The following is a 15192-nucleotide window of genomic DNA, read 5'->3' as shown; positions in this document are numbered from 1 at the left end:
GGTGGCCAACGACGCCGACGTGCAGGGCGCCGCGGTGGTGCAGGGCAAGGGCTTCGAGGTCGTGATCACGCTCGGCACCGGCTTCGGCACGGCCTTCTTCATGGACGGCAACCTGATGCCGCACATGGAGTTCGCCCATCTCGAGTTCCGCAAGGGCGAGTCGTTCAACGAGCAGATCGGCGAGGCCGCACGCAAGAAGGTCGGCGACGAGCGCTGGAACAAGCGGGTGCGCAAGGCCATCGCCTATCTCGACGCGTTGTCCTTCTTCGACCACCTCTACATCGGCGGCGGCAACGGGGGCCGGGTCAACCGGCGCGACCTCGGCGAGGTGCTCGAGCGCATCACGGTGGTGGACAACCGGTCGGGCATCCTCGGCGGCATCAAGCTCTGGGACGCACACCATGTCGGTGTGGAGGGAGGACAGCAATGACGGCCGTCGACACGGAGCCCCTGGCCTGGGATCCGTTGAACGAGAAGTACAAGGGTGACCCGCACGCCATCTGGCGGCGCCTGCGCGACGAGCAGCCGCTCTACTACAACGAGCAGTACGACTTCTGGGCGTTATCAAGGCATTCCGATGTCGAGAAGGCCTTGGCGAATTGGGAGGTCTTCTCGAACCGCCGAAGCGACATCCTCGAATTGGTCAAGTCGAAATTCGACATGCCCCGCGGTGTGATGATGTTTCAGGATCCGCCCGAGCACACAACGCTGCGCGGGCTGATGTCACGGGTGTTCACGCCGCGCCGGATGGCCGCCATCGAAGACCAGATCCGGCAGTACTGCATCCGGTGCCTGAATCCCCTCGTCGGGTCTGGCGGGTTCGACATCATCGCCGAGTTGGCATCGATGATGCCCATGCGAGTTATCGGTATGCTGCTGGGGATCCCTGAGTCCGAACAGATCTCGGTCCGCGACGCCAACGACGCCAACTTGCGGACCAAGCCCGGCGCGCCGCTCAAGGTGGCAAATGCCGACTCCATTGCCGACGGCCGGATCTACGCAGACTACGTCGAGTGGCGATCGAAGAACCCGTCCGACGATCTGATGACGACACTGCTCAACGTCGAGTTCGACGACGATCAGGGCGTGCGTCGCAAGCTGACGCGTAAAGAGGTGCTGCATTACACCCAGGTGGTGGCCGGTGCCGGAAATGAGACGACGGGTCGGCTGATCGGCTGGCTGGCCAAGGTGCTCGCCGAACATCCCGACCAGCGCCGCGAGATTCATCAGGATCGGTCGTTGCTGAACCGTACCGTCGACGAGACACTACGCTTCGAACCCACCGGACCGCACGTCGCCCGTTGGATGGCAAAGGATTTCGAGTGCTACGGCACCACCATTCCGGCTGGCAGTGCCATGCTGCTGCTATTCGGCGCCGCTAATCGCGACCCCCGCCGCTACACCGATCCGGACATGTACAACATCCACCGCGACAACATTTCGCACATCACCTTCGGCAAAGGCGTGCACTACTGCCTGGGCGCGAACCTCGCACGTTTGGAGGGCCGGGTAGCACTAGACGAGATCCTCAACCGCTGGCCGGAATGGGATATCGACTACGACACAGCACAACTCGCGTCGACGTCAACGGTCCGCGGTTGGGAGAGGCTGCGCGTCGTTCTGCCTTAGGAAGCCGCGTCCGGCGCGCTGCGGCCCCGATTCTTCGGCGCCGGCATCTCGAATCGGTCGAGGAAGCGATTGACCAGTGCGATGGCCTCTTGGTGACCGCCCGCGGTGCCGAGGCCCTGCTCGAGGATCAGGGTGCGCCCGATCGCGGCGATGATGACCGCGATCGCGGCGGGCGGGAATTCATCGGCGTCGATACCGTGTTCTCGGACAATGAAGTTCAGCGCGGTGATCTGCTGTTCGCGCCACCGCTCGGACCACGCCGCGATCTCCGCCTTGATCTCCTTGCGGTGGTTCGCCAACCCCATGAACTCCAACAGCAGCCGAGTGTCTTTGGGTTCGATGAGGGTTTCCCAGAACGCGTGCAATGGGCGATCGGACGCCAGCGCATGCTGTTGGCGCTCCAAATAGACTGCGGCTCCTAGGCGGAAAACAGCCAGATACAACTCGTCCATGGTGGGGAAGTAGTAGTGCACCAATGCCGGTTTCACACCGGCCTCGGCCGCGACCCGGCGCGACGTGGCCGCGGCGTATCCCTCCTCGACCATGATCCGACTGGTCGCAGCGACCAAAAGGTCGCGCGTCGTCGAGTCCCGGGCCTTGGGTCGTGCGGAGGCGGTCAGAGTGTGGTCCTATCATGTGGAAATTATTTGAGCGATCGCCCAGTTGCGCAGGCTCATGGTCGCACTTCTGGGTTGCGGGGGCAAGGCTCGGCGCGAACACAACCGCTCCACGCATGGCTAGCGCTAGATTCGACTCGCACCAATGAAAGGGCACGCCATGGGACTTCTGTTCGATCCGAATGCTTACGACCCGCTACATTTCGACACCGAGACGCGCCGTCAACTGCGCGCGGTGATCGAGTGGTTCGAAGGACGCGGCAAAGCGAAGCTACTGCGGGACGATCTCGAGGCGACCTGGGTGTCGGACTTCCTCGACTTCATCAAACAGGAGCGGATCTTCGCGACCTTCCTCACGCCGTCGGAATACGGCGGCGGCGACGCGAACAAGCGGTGGGACACCTCGCGTAACGCCGCGCTGAGCGAGATCTTCGGTTTCTACGGTCTGTCGTACTGGTACGCCGAACAGGTGACGATCCTGGGCCTCGGGCCGATCTGGCAGAGCGACAACATCAAGGCCAAGGAGCGCGCGGCCGCGCAACTCGAAGCCGGCGGTGTGATGGCGTTCGCGCTCTCCGAGCGCGAGCACGGCGCAGACATCTACAACACCGACCTACTGCTGACACCCGCCCCCGACGACGACGATGAGGGTGTCGTCTTTCGTGCGTCAGGGGAGAAGTACTACATCGGCAACGGGAACGTGGCGGGCATGGTGTCGGTGTTCTCGCGCCGCACCGATGTCGAGGGTGCCGACGGTTACGTGTGGTTTGTCGCCGACAGCGGGCATGAGAATTACGAGCTGATCGGCAACGTCGTGCACGGCCAGATGTATGTCAGCAACTTCAGGCTCAATGACTATCCGGTGCACGAGGAGGACATCCTGTGCACCGGGCCGGAGGCGTTCTCGGCCGCACTCAATACCGTCAACGTCGGCAAGTTCAACTTGTGCAGCGGCTCGATCGGCATGTGCGAGCACGCCTTCTACGAGGCGATCACGCACGCCAATAACCGCATCCTGTACGGCAATCCAGTCACCGACTTCGCGCACGTGCGGGCCAGCTTCGTCGAGGCCTACGCCAGGTTGGTCGCGATGAAACTGTTCAGCGATCGAGCGATCGACTACTTCCGCAGCGCCAGCCTCGATGACCGTCGATACCTGCTCTTTAACCCGGTGACCAAGTCCAAAGTCACCTCCGAGGGCGAGGCTGTAGTCACGCTGCTGTGGGATGTGTTGGCCGCCAAAGGCTTTGAGAAGAACACCTACTTCTGCGAAGTGGCGCGGCTGATCGGCGCCCTGCCGCGGCTAGAAGGCACCGTGCACGTCAACGTCGCGCAGATCCTGAAGTTCATGCCCAACTACATGTTCAACCCGAAGGCGTACCCGGAAATCGGCACTCGCAATGACCCGGCCGATGACGTGTTCTTCTGGGCGCAAGGCCCAGCCCGCGGCGCATCCAAAGTCCAATTCGCCGACTGGACAGCGGTCTACGAAAAGCACTCGAAAATTCCGAATGTGGCGCTGTTCTACGAGCAGACCCTTGCACTCAAAGAGCTACTGCTCACCGCCGCACCGGACGAAGAACAAATGCGCGACCTCGACTTCCTGCTCGTCGTCGGGCACCTGTTCACGCTGGTCGTCTACGGCCAGCTGATCCTCGAACAGGCCGATCTGATCGGGCTCGACGCGGATCTGCTGGACCAGATCTTCAATGTCCAGATCCGCGACTTCTCGCAGCATGCCGTCGCCTTGCACGGCAAGCCGAGTTCTACCTCGGCGCAACAAAACTGGGCGATGTCGGCGGTACGCAAGCCAATAGCCGATGCGGACCGCTTCGAGCGGGTCTGGCAGCAGGTCAAAGCCTACGACGGCGCCTACGAGATGCGGCCCTAGCTGATGGGGCCGACCCGCTGCGCCCGGCTCCGCCACGCTTGCGATCGGCCCGAGCGCCCGGTCTAAGATCAGCGGATGCGCGGCGCGAAGATCCTGATCACCGGCCCAACCGGACAAGTTGCCAGTCCCATTGCCCAGGCTCTGGCGGCCGACAACGAAGTGTGGGGCATCGCTCGGTTCACCAACGCGGCGGCGCGGGATGCCCTGGAGAAGTCAGGGGTGCGGTGCGAGACCGTCAACCTGGCCGCCGGGGACTTCAGCGGACTCCCGTCTGATTTTGACTATGTGCTCAACTTGGCGGTGGCCAAGAGCGGGGACTGGGAGAAGGATCTCGCGGCCAACGCCGAGTCGGCCGGGCTGCTGATGGCTCACTGCCGCAACGCGAAAGCGTTCTTGCATTGTTCGTCAGGTGCGGTCTACGACCCGCCGGACGACGAACCGCGAACCGAGCATGCCGCCCTGGGCGACAACCACAAGCCTTTGTTCCCAACCTATTCCATCTCCAAGATCGCGGGCGAGGTCGTCGTCAGGACGATGGCCCGCACGCTCGGCGTGCCTACCACCATCGCCCGGCTCAATGTCCCGTATGGCGACAACGGCGGCTGGCCGTTCTATCACATGGAGATGATGCTCGGCGGGATCCCGATTCCGGTGCCGGCCGGCGGCCCGGCCCGCTACAACCCGATCCACGAAGACGACATCATTGCGACCATCCCGAAACTGCTTGAGGTGGCGTCGATCCCGGCGACCACGCTTAACTGGTGCGGCGAGCAGACGGTCAGCATTCAGGAGTGGTGCGGCTATCTCGGCGCGCTGGTCGGCAAGAAGCCGGTCTTCGCCGAAAGCGCGCAGGCGCTGCGCGGTAATCCCACCGACCCCAGCCGGATGCGCGAGCTCGTCGGCGCGGCCGACGTCGACTGGCAAGACGGAATGCGCCGGATGGCGGCCAAGTTCCACCCGGAGCTGGTCGGCTCCTGAACGTTGCCCAGGACAAACCTGGTCGCTCGATGTTTGCGCTGCGCCGATGTTGGGTAACCGCGACTCGACTCTACGATTGTGTAATTGCACTTGTAGCAAATTGCGCGAACAGTCGTACACTTTAGAATGCTGACTAAATCGCTTGTAAAAGGTTGTCTAGCAGCATCTCAGTAGAATTCCCTTGAAGTGAGTGTACAACTGTGTACCATCGCAACTATGGCTGAACGTGGAGCTGAACCGCAGGTCCCGCGCGGGCGCCGGTTGTTCTTGCGAGCGGTGCGGCGGTTGTTCAGCCCGCTGCAGCCGGACGACTATCTGGAGATGATCAACCCGCTCTGGACCACGAAGGAACTGCGCGGGAAGGTCGAGGCCATCGAGCAACAGGGCTCGGAAGCGGCCAGCGTGCTGATTCGCCCGGGATACGAGTGGCCGGGCCACAAGCCCGGCCAGTATGTGCGCCTGGGCGTGGTCATCGACGGCGTCTACCACTGGCGGGCGTACTCGCTGACGTCGGATCCCCTGCCGAAAGACGGACTGATCAGCGTCACGCCGAAGCGGGTCGACGGCGGCGTCGTGTCGCCGTATCTGGTGCACAAGATTCAGCCGGGAGACCTGGTGCGGCTGGGCGAGATCGAGGGCGTGTTCACGCTGCCCGGGCCTATCCCGGACAAGATGCTGTTCATTAGCGCCGGCAGCGGCATTACGCCCATCATCAGCATGCTGCGCAGCCTCGACAGTCGCGACGAGATGCGCGACGTGGTGGTGATCCATTCCGCACGCACCCGCGAGCAGGTCATGTTCCTCGAGGCGCTCGAAGACCTCGCCGGCCGCCACGACGGGATGCGGCTGGACCTGCGCCTCACCTCCGAAAAGGGACGGCTGGAACCCGGAGACCTGGACGAGGTCTGCCCGGACTGGCGCAAGCGTGAGGCGTTCTGCTCGGGTCCCGGCGAAATGCTCGATGCCCTGATCGAGCACTGGAAAGAGAACGGTGATTGCGACCGCCTGCACTTCGAGCGCTTCCAACCGAAGATCGGCGGCGACGCCAACGCCGGCGAGGGCGGCACGGTCTGCTTCCTCGACAGCGACAAAGAAGTCGAATGTGAGGGCGGCACTTCGATTCTCGACGCCGGGGAGAAGGCCGGCCTGAACCTCGCGTTCGGCTGCCGCATTGGCATCTGCCACACCTGTGTCGGCACGCTGAAGTCGGGCAAGCTGCGAGACCTGCGCTCGGGTGACGTGATCGAGCCGACCGGGCAGGACGTGCGGATCTGCATCAACACCGCCGAAGGCGACGTGGAACTTCAACTGTGATCGAAAGGAGCGGCCGGTGACGACTGCCGTCAAACGGGCGGGGGAGAGTCCGCTGTCCCGACTCGGGGAACAAGAACTAGAAAAGCTCGCGAAGGAATTCGACGCGATCCACGACGAGGTGTTCGCCGATCTCGGCGACCGCGACCGGCGCTACATCAAGAATGTCATTGCCGCGCAACGGCAGATCGTCGTGGCCGGCCGGGTGCTGCTACTGGCGTCGCGGTCCAAGACGGCGTGGCTGCTGGGCACGGCTTGCCTCTCCATGGCCAAGATTCTGGAGAACATGGAGATCGGCCACAACGTGATGCATGGTCAGTGGGACTGGATGAACGATCCCGACATCCACTCGTCGGTGTGGGACTGGGACACGGCGTCGACCGCCGAGTCGTGGAAGCACTCACACAATTACATCCACCACACGTTCACCAACATCCTCGGCAAGGACAAGGATCTCGGCTACGAGATCATGCGGATCGACCCCAACCAGAAATGGGCTCCGAGGTACCTCGGGCAACCGTTGTACAACTTGCTGCTCACCGTGCTGTTCGAGTGGGGCGTGGCCGTGCACGACATGGACATCGACGCCGTTCGTAAACGCGAGAAGCCGTGGTCGGAGGTGCGCAAGGATCTGAAAGGCATTGGGGTGAAAGCCCGTGCGCAGATCGTCAAGGACTACCTTGGCTGGCCCCTGATCAGCGCCGGCGCGTTCGCGCTCGTCCAGCTGGCGTCGCGCGGCCGACTCGAGCAGCCGGCGGAATCGCGCCTCGCCAGGAGGCTGCGCAAGGTGTCGAACAAGGGCCGTCTCGGTGCCGCGGCGTCGTTCCTCGACAAAGCCGCGCCGGGCGTGGAAAGCACCTACCTGCGCACCCTCACCGCCGATGCGGTGGCCAACGTCATCCGCAACATCTGGGCGCACGCCATTATCTTCTGCGGCCACTTCCCCGACCAGACCTACACGTTCACGCAGGAAGAGACCGAGAATGAGACCCGCGGCGGATGGTACGTCCGCCAGCTGCTCGGGGCCGCGAACATCGACGGCAGCCCGCTGTTCCACCTCATCAGCGGCAATCTCGGCTACCAAGTCGAACATCACCTGTACCCGGACATGCCGAGCAGTCGATACTCGGAGATCGCGCCGCAGGTCAAAGACATCTGCGACCGCTACGAGTTGCCGTATAACTCCGGCAGGTTCGGAAAGCAGTGGTACATGGTGCACCGCAGCATCTTCCGCTTGGCTTTCCCGGGTGGGAAGCCGCGGCCGAAGCCCGGTCCCTACCACAGCAACGTCCATCGGCCCGAGCCCGCTGACCGCCCCAGCGAGGGGTCCGAGTCCCGTAACCGGGTTCCGGCCGAACATCCGGCCGCCGGTCCCGAGCACGATTCGAGCGGCGTCGAGGTGCAGCCGCCGCCACGCGGCAAGGACTAAGCAAGCAGCGTCTTCGCCGCTAGTCCTGCTTGGCGATCAGCCGCTTCAACGCCTCGCGATCGGACGCCAGCAGCTCGTCAATGCGCTCCTGGTTCACGTCGGCCACGATGATCTCGCCGACCTCCTGGTACACGTTGCTGAAAATGCCGTGGGACTTCATCTTTTCGGTCTGGTAGATGTTGTCCTCGGTCGGTGTCACGTAGTACACGATTTCCGGCTTGAACCGATGGATCAGCCACAGATGGATGACGTCCATCAGCCTCTTCTTGCGAAGCTTCTCGGCGAACGTGTTCTGGTCACGCACCGTGAGGATGTTGCGTCCGTGTCGGTCCTTGATCGGGTCGACAACTGCGTTGGCAAGCGGCTCGTCTCCGTCGGCGTAGATGCCGAGTTCGAGCACATCGGAGCCGGCACGTCGCGGCCGCAGTTGCACGCGAAGCTTTTCCGGAATCTCGTAGTGCTCGGTCCAGAGCGCCAGCCATTCCTCCAGCAGCTTCTTGGGCACCTCGGTCTGCACCAGGTGCTGGTGTTGCGTGGAGCCCTCGCCCATGGCCTTGGTGGTCGCGGTGCGGCCGGAGGACGCGGCCAGCGCCGCATCGCTGCGCGGTCCACCGACGAGGGTTTGCGGTGTGCGGTATGGCGACTCGACAAGGCGCATCTTGCGCTGCAACCGCGCCAGCGCAAGCATGCCGTCCTGGCGCAGCGAGGTAGCGAACTCCTCGGCAGCGACGCCGTCGATCTGGTGTCCACCGTAGGTGATGAAGTTGAAGACGAAGCCCAGCTTGCCGAGTTCCTCAGGGAACGCCCGCATTTCATCGTCGGTCATGCCGGTGGTGTCCCAGTTGAACGACGGTGAGAGGTTGTAGGCCAGCATCTGGTCGGGAAACACGGCGTGGATCGCATCGGCGAATTCGCGGGCGTCGACCAGATCCGCGGTCTTGGTTTCCATCCAGAGAATGTCGGCGAATGGCGCTGCGGCAAGCGATTTGGCGATCGCATACGGGATACCGCCGCGGATCTGGTAATAGCCTTCCGGCGTCTTGGCCCGCTCGCAGTCCCATCCCGGGTCGGCGCCAAGCTCGCGAGCCTTTTCGCGGGCGGTGTAGAGCGGTGCGCGCTGGGCGAACTCACGCCATTCGGCGATGCTCATATCGCGTTGTTCGCCTTCGCTTTCGGCGAATTCAAGCAAGTCCACGACGGCTTCGCCGTAGGTCATCAGCCCGGCGTCGTCCTGCCAGGCGTCGACGAACTTCGACTCGACCTCGTCGAAGATGGCGTCGATCGACTCCTGCGCATGGTCCGGGGCGGCGGCCGCCTTGGCGATCAAGTCGGCGATGCCTTGACGCTCCAACCAGGCGTCGGCGGTGGCGTACTCGCCGTCGGGGAGGGCATAGAGCAGATGTCCGTTGAGCTCCTTGAACCCCGCGTTGTAGAACTGCCGCACCATCGCCAGGAAACAGGATTTGTACGACGGGATTTTCAGGTTCGTCGTGCCGAGCAGGAACGGCTGGTCGCGCTCGTCGGCGCGGCTGTCCAACAGGTTGGCCGCCTCGGCATCGGTGCGCGCGACGATGATGCCGGGCACCCTCATGATGTCGAGCTGGAAGCGGGCGGTGTTGAGTCGCTTGATCTGTTCATCGGACGGCACCAAAACCTTGCCGCCCTGATGCCCACACTTCTTGGTGCCTGGGCGCTGATCCTCGATGTGGTATCCCGGCACCCCGGCTTCGACGAACCGTTTGATCAGGTTGCGCACATGCGGATCGCCGCCGTGTCCGGTGTCGGCGTCGGCGATGATGAACGGCCGGTAGTCGACCGCCGGCGTTCTTTCGCGCTGCTCCTCGGTCATCCGCAGCCGCAGGTATTGCTGGTTGCGGTCGGCGGTTAGCAGGGCGCGGACCAGGCCCGCGGCCTCGTCGGGGACCTGGCTCAGCGGATAGCTGGCCAAGTCGGGTCCCGGGTCTTCGGAAATCGAGCCCTTGGCGGACGTCGCCCACCCACCAAGGTAGATGCCCTCGATGCCCATCCGCTTCATGCTTGCTGCCTGCCCGGGCGAGTACGGGCCGAAGGTGGTGATGCTCTTGCGCTGGGCGAACAGCTCGCGCAGGCGTGGGTAGAAGGCTTCCGCCGCCTCTCGCGCGACGGTGTAGTCGGTAGGGATAGTGCCGCGCTGCTCCGCGACTTGGCGTGCCGAGTAGAGGCGAGTGATTCCTTCGAATCGCGGGCTGTCGAAGTATCGCTGGGTAGCGGCGACATCATTGTGGAAAGCGTCCCCGAGCGGTGTCCGTGCCTCGGTGTCCGCGTCAATTGCCATGATCGTTTCGCTCCTCTTCCAGCCCGATTCCCCCGATGTGGAGAGTCTATGGGCTGCTGTGCGGCATGAAGTTTCAATTCGGGATGCCGCCATCCGGGCGCGGCTAAACCCCAGCTCACAGATGAGATTCCGGCGGCGCAGCGCAAATAATTAGCGGCGGCACATTTTGGCCCGTTTTGGGTAGTCCATTCGGATACACTTCCGCCACGCGGCGACGGTGCCGCATCCGAGGGGAGCTGCGATGAGTTCTCGACGATCGGCCCGCACGCTGGGCTCCTTACCCGCGGCTTCAAAAGTTGAACTGCCGCCCAGCCGGATCGTCCCCGTCCGCGCCCCGGATGGCACCCGCCTGCACACCGAGGTATTCGGGCCCGACAACGGCTATCCGATCGTGCTTTCGCACGGCATCACCTGCGCCATCCGGGTTTGGGCCTACCAGATTGCCGAGCTGGCCACCGATCACCGGGTGATCGCGTTCGACCATCGCGGTCATGGCCGCAGCGGCACCCCGCGCCGCGGCGGGTACACCCTTGCGCACCTCGCGTCGGATGTCGATGCCGTGCTCGATGCCACGCTCGCACCGGGCGAGCGCGCCGTCATCGCCGGACATTCGATGGGCGGCATGGCCATCGCGGCCTGGTCGGACCGGTACCGCCATAAGGTCGAGGAGCGCGCTGACGCCGTCGCGCTGATCAACACCACCACCGGTGATCTGCTGCGTGAAGTGAAGTTGCTGCCGTTTCCGGCGCCATTCGCCCCGGTCCGCGTTCTCGGTGGACGCGCGCTGGTCAACATTTTCGGTTCGTTCGACGTGCCGCCCGCGATACGGCGCGCCACCCGCGAAATGATCTCAATGTTGGCGGTCGGCGTCGACGCCGAGCCCGAGGTCGGTGCGCTGATCTACGAGCTGTTCAACGCGACATCGCCGTTGGGACGAGGCGGCTGCGGCAAAGCGCTGGTCGAGGCGCTGCAGCGTCGGCACATCAACCTCACCGGCCTGACGGTCCCGACGCTGGTCATCGGCAGCGAACGCGACCGGCTGACGCCGCTGGTGCAATCCCGGCGGATCGCCGAGGCCGCACCCAACCTGGTTGATCTGGTGGTGCTGCCGGGTGGGCACTGCTCGATGCTGGAACGCCCTATCGAGGTCAATCGGGAGCTACGCGCGCTCGCCGACTCGGTCACCGGCAGCCGGCGCATCAGCTCATAGGCGCTGAGCCACCTCGGCGGCTGCTCGCTGCCCGGAGCGCACCGCCCCATCCAGGAAACCTGTCCACTCGTCGGCGGTCTCGGTGCCGGCCCAGTGGATCGGTCCGACCGGGCGGCGCAGCCAGGGGCCGTAATTCGTCCACGAGCCCGGCGGCACCGCGGCAGTCGGCCCACCGGGCGCGAATTCCTCTGCGCCCCAACGATGGTCGACGTAGTCAAGCGGCTTGAGCGCTTCGTCGCCGAACAGCGCTGCGAAGCATTCCAGCGCGCGCTGCTGACGCTGATCGGCGGGCAGCTCGTCGAAGGTCCGCGCGTCGACGAACCCCAGCAGGATGCCCGGCCCGTCCGGCTGCGGGCTGACATCGAAGGTGATGAACACCGGGCCCTGGTCGGACAGCGCTTCACCGGACGCCCCGTTGCCGCGCCAGAACGGGGTGGCGTAGGCGGCATACGCTTTGGACAGCCGGCCCTGCGGCCAACGCTCGGCGAGCCGGTCGTATTCGGCGGGCAGCGGGGGAATGAACTCGATGGCCCGCCGATGGGCCGGGGGGATCGCGACAACGACGAATCGTGCGTCCGCGCGGCCCTTCTCGCAGGCGACGCTGACCCTATTGTCGTGGTGATCGATGCGTCGCACTGCGGCCTCGAGTAGCACCCGGTCGCCGAGCTCGGCGGCCGACTTGTCGGCGATCTGTTGCGTGCCGGCCAAGAAACGGTCCTGCTGGGCACCGTTTTCCACGTCCAGCAGCCGATCCAGACCACCGGCCGCCCGCACGTACCGGGCGGCGTGCAGCATCGACACGTCGTCGGGCTCGCATCCCCAGGTCACCCGGGCCATGATGGCCAGCAGATCGCGTGAGGTGGCGCTGGCGCGCACCGACCGCAGCCACTCGCCCAGCGACTGCCCGTCGAGCCGCGCGGCGCGCTCGGCCGTCCACGGTTCGGTCAGCGGAACGGTCCGGGCGATCCGCTCGAATTGCCAACGCACGCGGCCGATGTCGATCAGACTCGCCAGCGAGAGCCGCGGAATTGTACCGCTGTAGGAGCGGACCGCACCCCGCCATCGGATCAGGTTGGCGCCGTCATGGTAGGTCGGCACGGTCGGGATGCCGAGCTCATCGGCCAGCGCCCGCACCGCATCCTGCGTCGGGCCGACGAACGTGCCGCCCAGATCAACCGGGATGCCCGCGACCTGACCGGTATGCGAGCGTCCCCCCACCCGGTCGCGGCCTTCGAGCACCAGCACATCGTGTCCAAGTCGCATCAGTTCGCGGGCCGCGGTGAGGCCGGCGAAGCCGGCCCCCACCACGACGACATCGGCGGTCCAGGTCGCGTCGGGCATGCCCCTCAGTCAACCGCATGCAAGCTGCGTAGGGTGGGGCCTCGTTGAAAGTCTTCACCGCTTTGTACGGGCTGACCGACGCGGCCGACCGCGCGCGGGAGCTACGCGACGCCGGGGCCAGCGGTGTCGCCAGCTTCGAAGGAGCGCATGACGTCTTTGCGCCGCTGACGTTGGCGGCCATGGTTGGCGGCCTTGACCTGATGACGAATGTCGCTATCGCGTTTCCTCGCAACCCAATTCACCTGGCGCATCAGGCTAACGACCATCAGGTGTTGAGCTCCGGTCGGTTCATTCTCGGCCTGGGCACCCAGATTCGCACTCAAATCGAGAAGCGCTTCGGCGCCCAGTTCGACAAGCCGGTGGCCCGGATGACCGAGTTGATCGCGGCGTTGCGCGCGATCTTCGAAGCGTGGAACTCCGGCGAGCGCTTGGATTTTCGCGGCGACTATTACCGGCACACGCTGATGACGCCGACCTTCAACCCGGGTCCGAATCCACACGGCCCGCCGCCGATCTACGTCGGCGCGCTTGGGCCGCGGCTGACCCGCGCCGTCGCCGAGCACGCCGACGGGTTGCTGGTGATGCCGTTCAGCTCGAAAAGGTTTCTGCACGACCACACCCTGCCTTCCGTACACGAAGGTCTGCGTGCCTCCGGCCGCACAACCGGCGACTTCGCCGTCCTGCCGGAGATCATCGTGTCTACAGGCGACGACCACGCCGCAGCCCGTCGGCTGTTGGCGTTCTACGGTTCGACCCCGGCATATCGGCCGGTGCTGGCCGCCCACGGCTGGGAGGATCTGCAGCCCGAGCTCAACGGGCTGTCCAAGCAGGGCCGCTGGCAGGAGATGGGCGGGCTGATCGACGACGAGATGCTGCATACCATCGCGGCCTGCGGCACCCCTGCCGACGTCGCGAGACAGATTCGCGACCGCGTCGACGGTGTGGGCGACACCGTTTTCCTGTACCAGCCGGGGCCGATGGACCTCGACACGCTGGCCGCAATCATCGACCAGCTTCGGTAAGCATCGCGAATGTGGGCTTGGGTCATGCTTTTCCACGAAAAGCGTGCATCAACCCCACACTCGGCGCCACCTCAGGGCACCACCTTAGGGCGCCACCGTCAACCAGTCGGCGAACCCCGACGGGTCGTGGCGGCCCAGCGCGCCGTGCTCGTAGAGACCCCAACCCTCCGCCGGCTTGGCGTCGCCGTCGCGGCACACCGCCCGGCCGACGTGGTCGATCACGCCGAAGCCGGACCGCGCGATGATCGCGGGGTCAGTCATGTCGTAGGTCAGCCGTTCGACGAACTTCTCGCCCTTCCACATGCCGTGCAGCCAGTCCGAGTCGCCGCCATAGCCGCCGCCGACGTGGATGGGAACGGGCAGCTTGGACTCCACATCGAAGTGCACCGGTGTGCCGTCGGGCGCGGTCGCGTCGATCGTCGCGCCGGTGGGGATGCGGGTGCCGGGGCGGTAGTGGATCTTGACCCGCGGCCAGCCGAGCTGTTCGACGCGACCGTCGCGCCAAATTCGAGTGCAGTCGTTGAGCGAGCGGAATCCGTTGGGCTCCTCTTGGATGATCAGCACGACGGCGAAGTCGTCGAACGCCATCGGCATGTACAGCCACCACATGCCCTCGAACGGCGGGTCCGCGGGCCGGCCCGCGGGTTCGGGCTCACCGATCGGCCTGATGCCCCAGGACCGGTCGCGGCTGCCGATCCAGGTGGCGGGGTCGACGGTGATCTCTTCGCCGTCGACGGCGATGCGGCCGCTCCAGCTGCCGAGCTGGGCGAATCGCTGCGCATCCAGCGTCACCCGGTTGCCCGAGCGCATCAGGTGCGGCTGCTCCTGGACGACGTCGAACAGGCCTTCCCAGGTGAGATCGGCTGCGACGCCTTCGGTTTCGTCGAGCACCAGTCGAAGCTTGTGCAGCGGCTCGCTGACCTCGATGCGGTAGCCGTTGACGTTCTGGTTGAGCCGGTCCTGGTCGATGGCATCCGAGAGGTGCACGGCGGTCTGGGTGTCGTCGCGTCTGATAAGCACGAACGCATCTTTGACCCCGAGATTGGGGTAGTAGCCGATGCCGCTGATCACGAAAATGTCTCCGGTGCGGTCGTGGGCGTTGAAGTAAGAGCGGTCGTAGAAGTTTCGGTCCGAGGAACCTGGCCACGCGATCGGTTGGGGGACTTGGTGAACCGGGAACTCGTCGAGCGGTCCGAGCATTACTGATCCTCTCCGATTAGACGCTTCAGCAGTCCGGCGTGGTAGAACAGCGATTCCACGTTTTCAGGTTTCTCGGTTTCCCCGAAGTGCACCCGCCGCGCGCCGGTCCGCATGAACACCACTGCCCACATCACCCCGGAGTAGACGTAAAACCAGTGCAGGTCACCGACTTCGACGCGGGTGAGGCGCTGATAGGTGGCGCTGACGTCCTCTTCCCGCATCACCTCGGGCAGGCCCGACAGTGTTGCCA

The 15192-nt window shown here is 64.7% G+C and carries 11 protein-coding genes and 2 pseudogenes; 8 read left to right on the top strand and 5 right to left on the bottom strand.

All coding sequences use genetic code 11. The annotated features are described in order from the left end of the window. Together WBF82_RS00565 and WBF82_RS00560 are read left to right on the top strand one after the other, a co-directional pair. Positions 1-430, top strand: a pseudogene (locus WBF82_RS00565) (hypothetical protein); the annotation flags it as partial. Then, positions 427-1629 carry a cytochrome P450 gene (locus WBF82_RS00560; protein ID WP_424381164.1) on the top strand — a complete coding sequence of 401 codons (1203 nt, stop codon included), beginning with the start codon at positions 427-429 and terminating at the stop codon, positions 1627-1629. The pseudogene WBF82_RS00565 and the gene WBF82_RS00560, both read left to right, overlap by 4 nt. Here WBF82_RS00560 and WBF82_RS00555 read toward each other — a convergent pair. Beyond that, positions 1626-2249, bottom strand: a complete 624-nt coding sequence (locus tag WBF82_RS00555; protein ID WP_424381165.1) for a TetR/AcrR family transcriptional regulator — start codon at positions 2247-2249, stop codon at positions 1626-1628. The genes WBF82_RS00560 and WBF82_RS00555 overlap by 4 nt on opposite strands. Before the next feature lie 157 nt (positions 2250-2406). Between WBF82_RS00555 and WBF82_RS00550 the strand changes: the two genes are divergently transcribed. From WBF82_RS00550 to WBF82_RS00535, 4 genes are all read left to right on the top strand, one after another. Then, complete coding sequence (locus tag WBF82_RS00550) at positions 2407-4137, top strand: acyl-CoA dehydrogenase family protein (RefSeq protein WP_424381163.1); 1731 nt, start codon at positions 2407-2409, stop codon at positions 4135-4137. A gap of 75 nt (positions 4138-4212) precedes the next feature. Then, complete coding sequence (locus tag WBF82_RS00545; protein ID WP_424381162.1) at positions 4213-5115, top strand: NAD-dependent epimerase/dehydratase family protein; 903 nt, start codon at positions 4213-4215, stop codon at positions 5113-5115. A 216-nt stretch (positions 5116-5331) separates the two neighbouring features. Further along, positions 5332-6429, top strand: coding sequence for a ferredoxin reductase (locus tag WBF82_RS00540; protein WP_424381161.1), 1098 nt, complete (start codon positions 5332-5334; stop codon positions 6427-6429). 16 nt (positions 6430-6445) lie between these two features. Next, positions 6446-7855: a fatty acid desaturase family protein gene (locus tag WBF82_RS00535; RefSeq protein WP_424381160.1), complete on the top strand. Its 1410-nt coding sequence runs from the start codon at positions 6446-6448 to the stop codon at positions 7853-7855. A 19-nt stretch (positions 7856-7874) separates the two neighbouring features. Here WBF82_RS00535 and aceA read toward each other — a convergent pair whose 3' ends face one another. Continuing rightward, positions 7875-10169, bottom strand: a complete 2295-nt coding sequence (gene aceA, locus WBF82_RS00530) for an isocitrate lyase ICL2 (RefSeq protein WP_424381159.1) — start codon at positions 10167-10169, stop codon at positions 7875-7877. A 241-nt stretch (positions 10170-10410) separates the two neighbouring features. Here aceA and WBF82_RS00525 point away from each other — a divergent pair, with 241 nt between their 5' ends. Next, on the top strand, positions 10411-11379 hold the full coding sequence (locus WBF82_RS00525) for an alpha/beta fold hydrolase (protein WP_424381158.1): 969 nt from the start codon (positions 10411-10413) through the stop codon (positions 11377-11379). Here WBF82_RS00525 and WBF82_RS00520 read toward each other — a convergent pair. Further along, complete coding sequence (locus tag WBF82_RS00520) at positions 11374-12720, bottom strand: flavin monoamine oxidase family protein (protein ID WP_424381157.1); 1347 nt, start codon at positions 12718-12720, stop codon at positions 11374-11376. The genes WBF82_RS00525 and WBF82_RS00520 overlap by 6 nt on opposite strands. A gap of 44 nt (positions 12721-12764) precedes the next feature. Here WBF82_RS00520 and WBF82_RS00515 point away from each other — a divergent pair, with 44 nt between their 5' ends. Then, a complete protein-coding gene (locus WBF82_RS00515; RefSeq protein WP_424381156.1) occupies positions 12765-13742 on the top strand; it encodes a TIGR03617 family F420-dependent LLM class oxidoreductase in 978 nt (325 codons plus the stop codon). A gap of 84 nt (positions 13743-13826) precedes the next feature. Here the strand turns inward: WBF82_RS00515 and WBF82_RS00510 are convergent, their stop codons facing one another. Beyond that, positions 13827-14942 (bottom strand): hypothetical protein, encoded by a 1116-nt coding sequence (locus tag WBF82_RS00510; RefSeq protein WP_424381155.1) that lies wholly within the window; start codon positions 14940-14942, stop codon positions 13827-13829. Beyond that, positions 14942-15192: pseudogene (locus WBF82_RS00505) on the bottom strand (phosphotransferase family protein); the annotation flags it as partial. The pseudogene WBF82_RS00505 and the gene WBF82_RS00510, both read right to left, overlap by 1 nt.

The organism is Mycobacterium sp., assembly GCF_049673265.1.
Lineage (GTDB): Bacteria > Actinomycetota > Actinomycetes > Mycobacteriales > Mycobacteriaceae > Mycobacterium.
The sequence above is the reverse complement of the archived record's forward strand: the minus strand, read 5'-3'. Positions and strand labels throughout refer to the sequence as shown.

Excerpts from the sequence above, each read along its gene's own strand:
- WBF82_RS00560 (WP_424381164.1), top strand. The coding sequence starts at position 427 with ATGACGGCCGTCGACACGGAGCCCCTGGCCTGGGATCCGTTGAACGAG.
- WBF82_RS00550 (WP_424381163.1), top strand. The coding sequence starts at position 2,407 with ATGGGACTTCTGTTCGATCCGAATGCTTACGACCCGCTACATTTCGAC.
- WBF82_RS00545 (WP_424381162.1), top strand. The coding sequence starts at position 4,213 with ATGCGCGGCGCGAAGATCCTGATCACCGGCCCAACCGGACAAGTTGCC.
- WBF82_RS00540 (WP_424381161.1), top strand. The coding sequence starts at position 5,332 with ATGGCTGAACGTGGAGCTGAACCGCAGGTCCCGCGCGGGCGCCGGTTG.
- aceA (WP_424381159.1), bottom strand. The coding sequence starts at position 10,169 with ATGGCAATTGACGCGGACACCGAGGCACGGACACCGCTCGGGGACGCT.
- WBF82_RS00525 (WP_424381158.1), top strand. The coding sequence starts at position 10,411 with ATGAGTTCTCGACGATCGGCCCGCACGCTGGGCTCCTTACCCGCGGCT.
- WBF82_RS00520 (WP_424381157.1), bottom strand. The coding sequence starts at position 12,720 with ATGCCCGACGCGACCTGGACCGCCGATGTCGTCGTGGTGGGGGCCGGC.
- WBF82_RS00510 (WP_424381155.1), bottom strand. The coding sequence starts at position 14,942 with ATGCTCGGACCGCTCGACGAGTTCCCGGTTCACCAAGTCCCCCAACCG.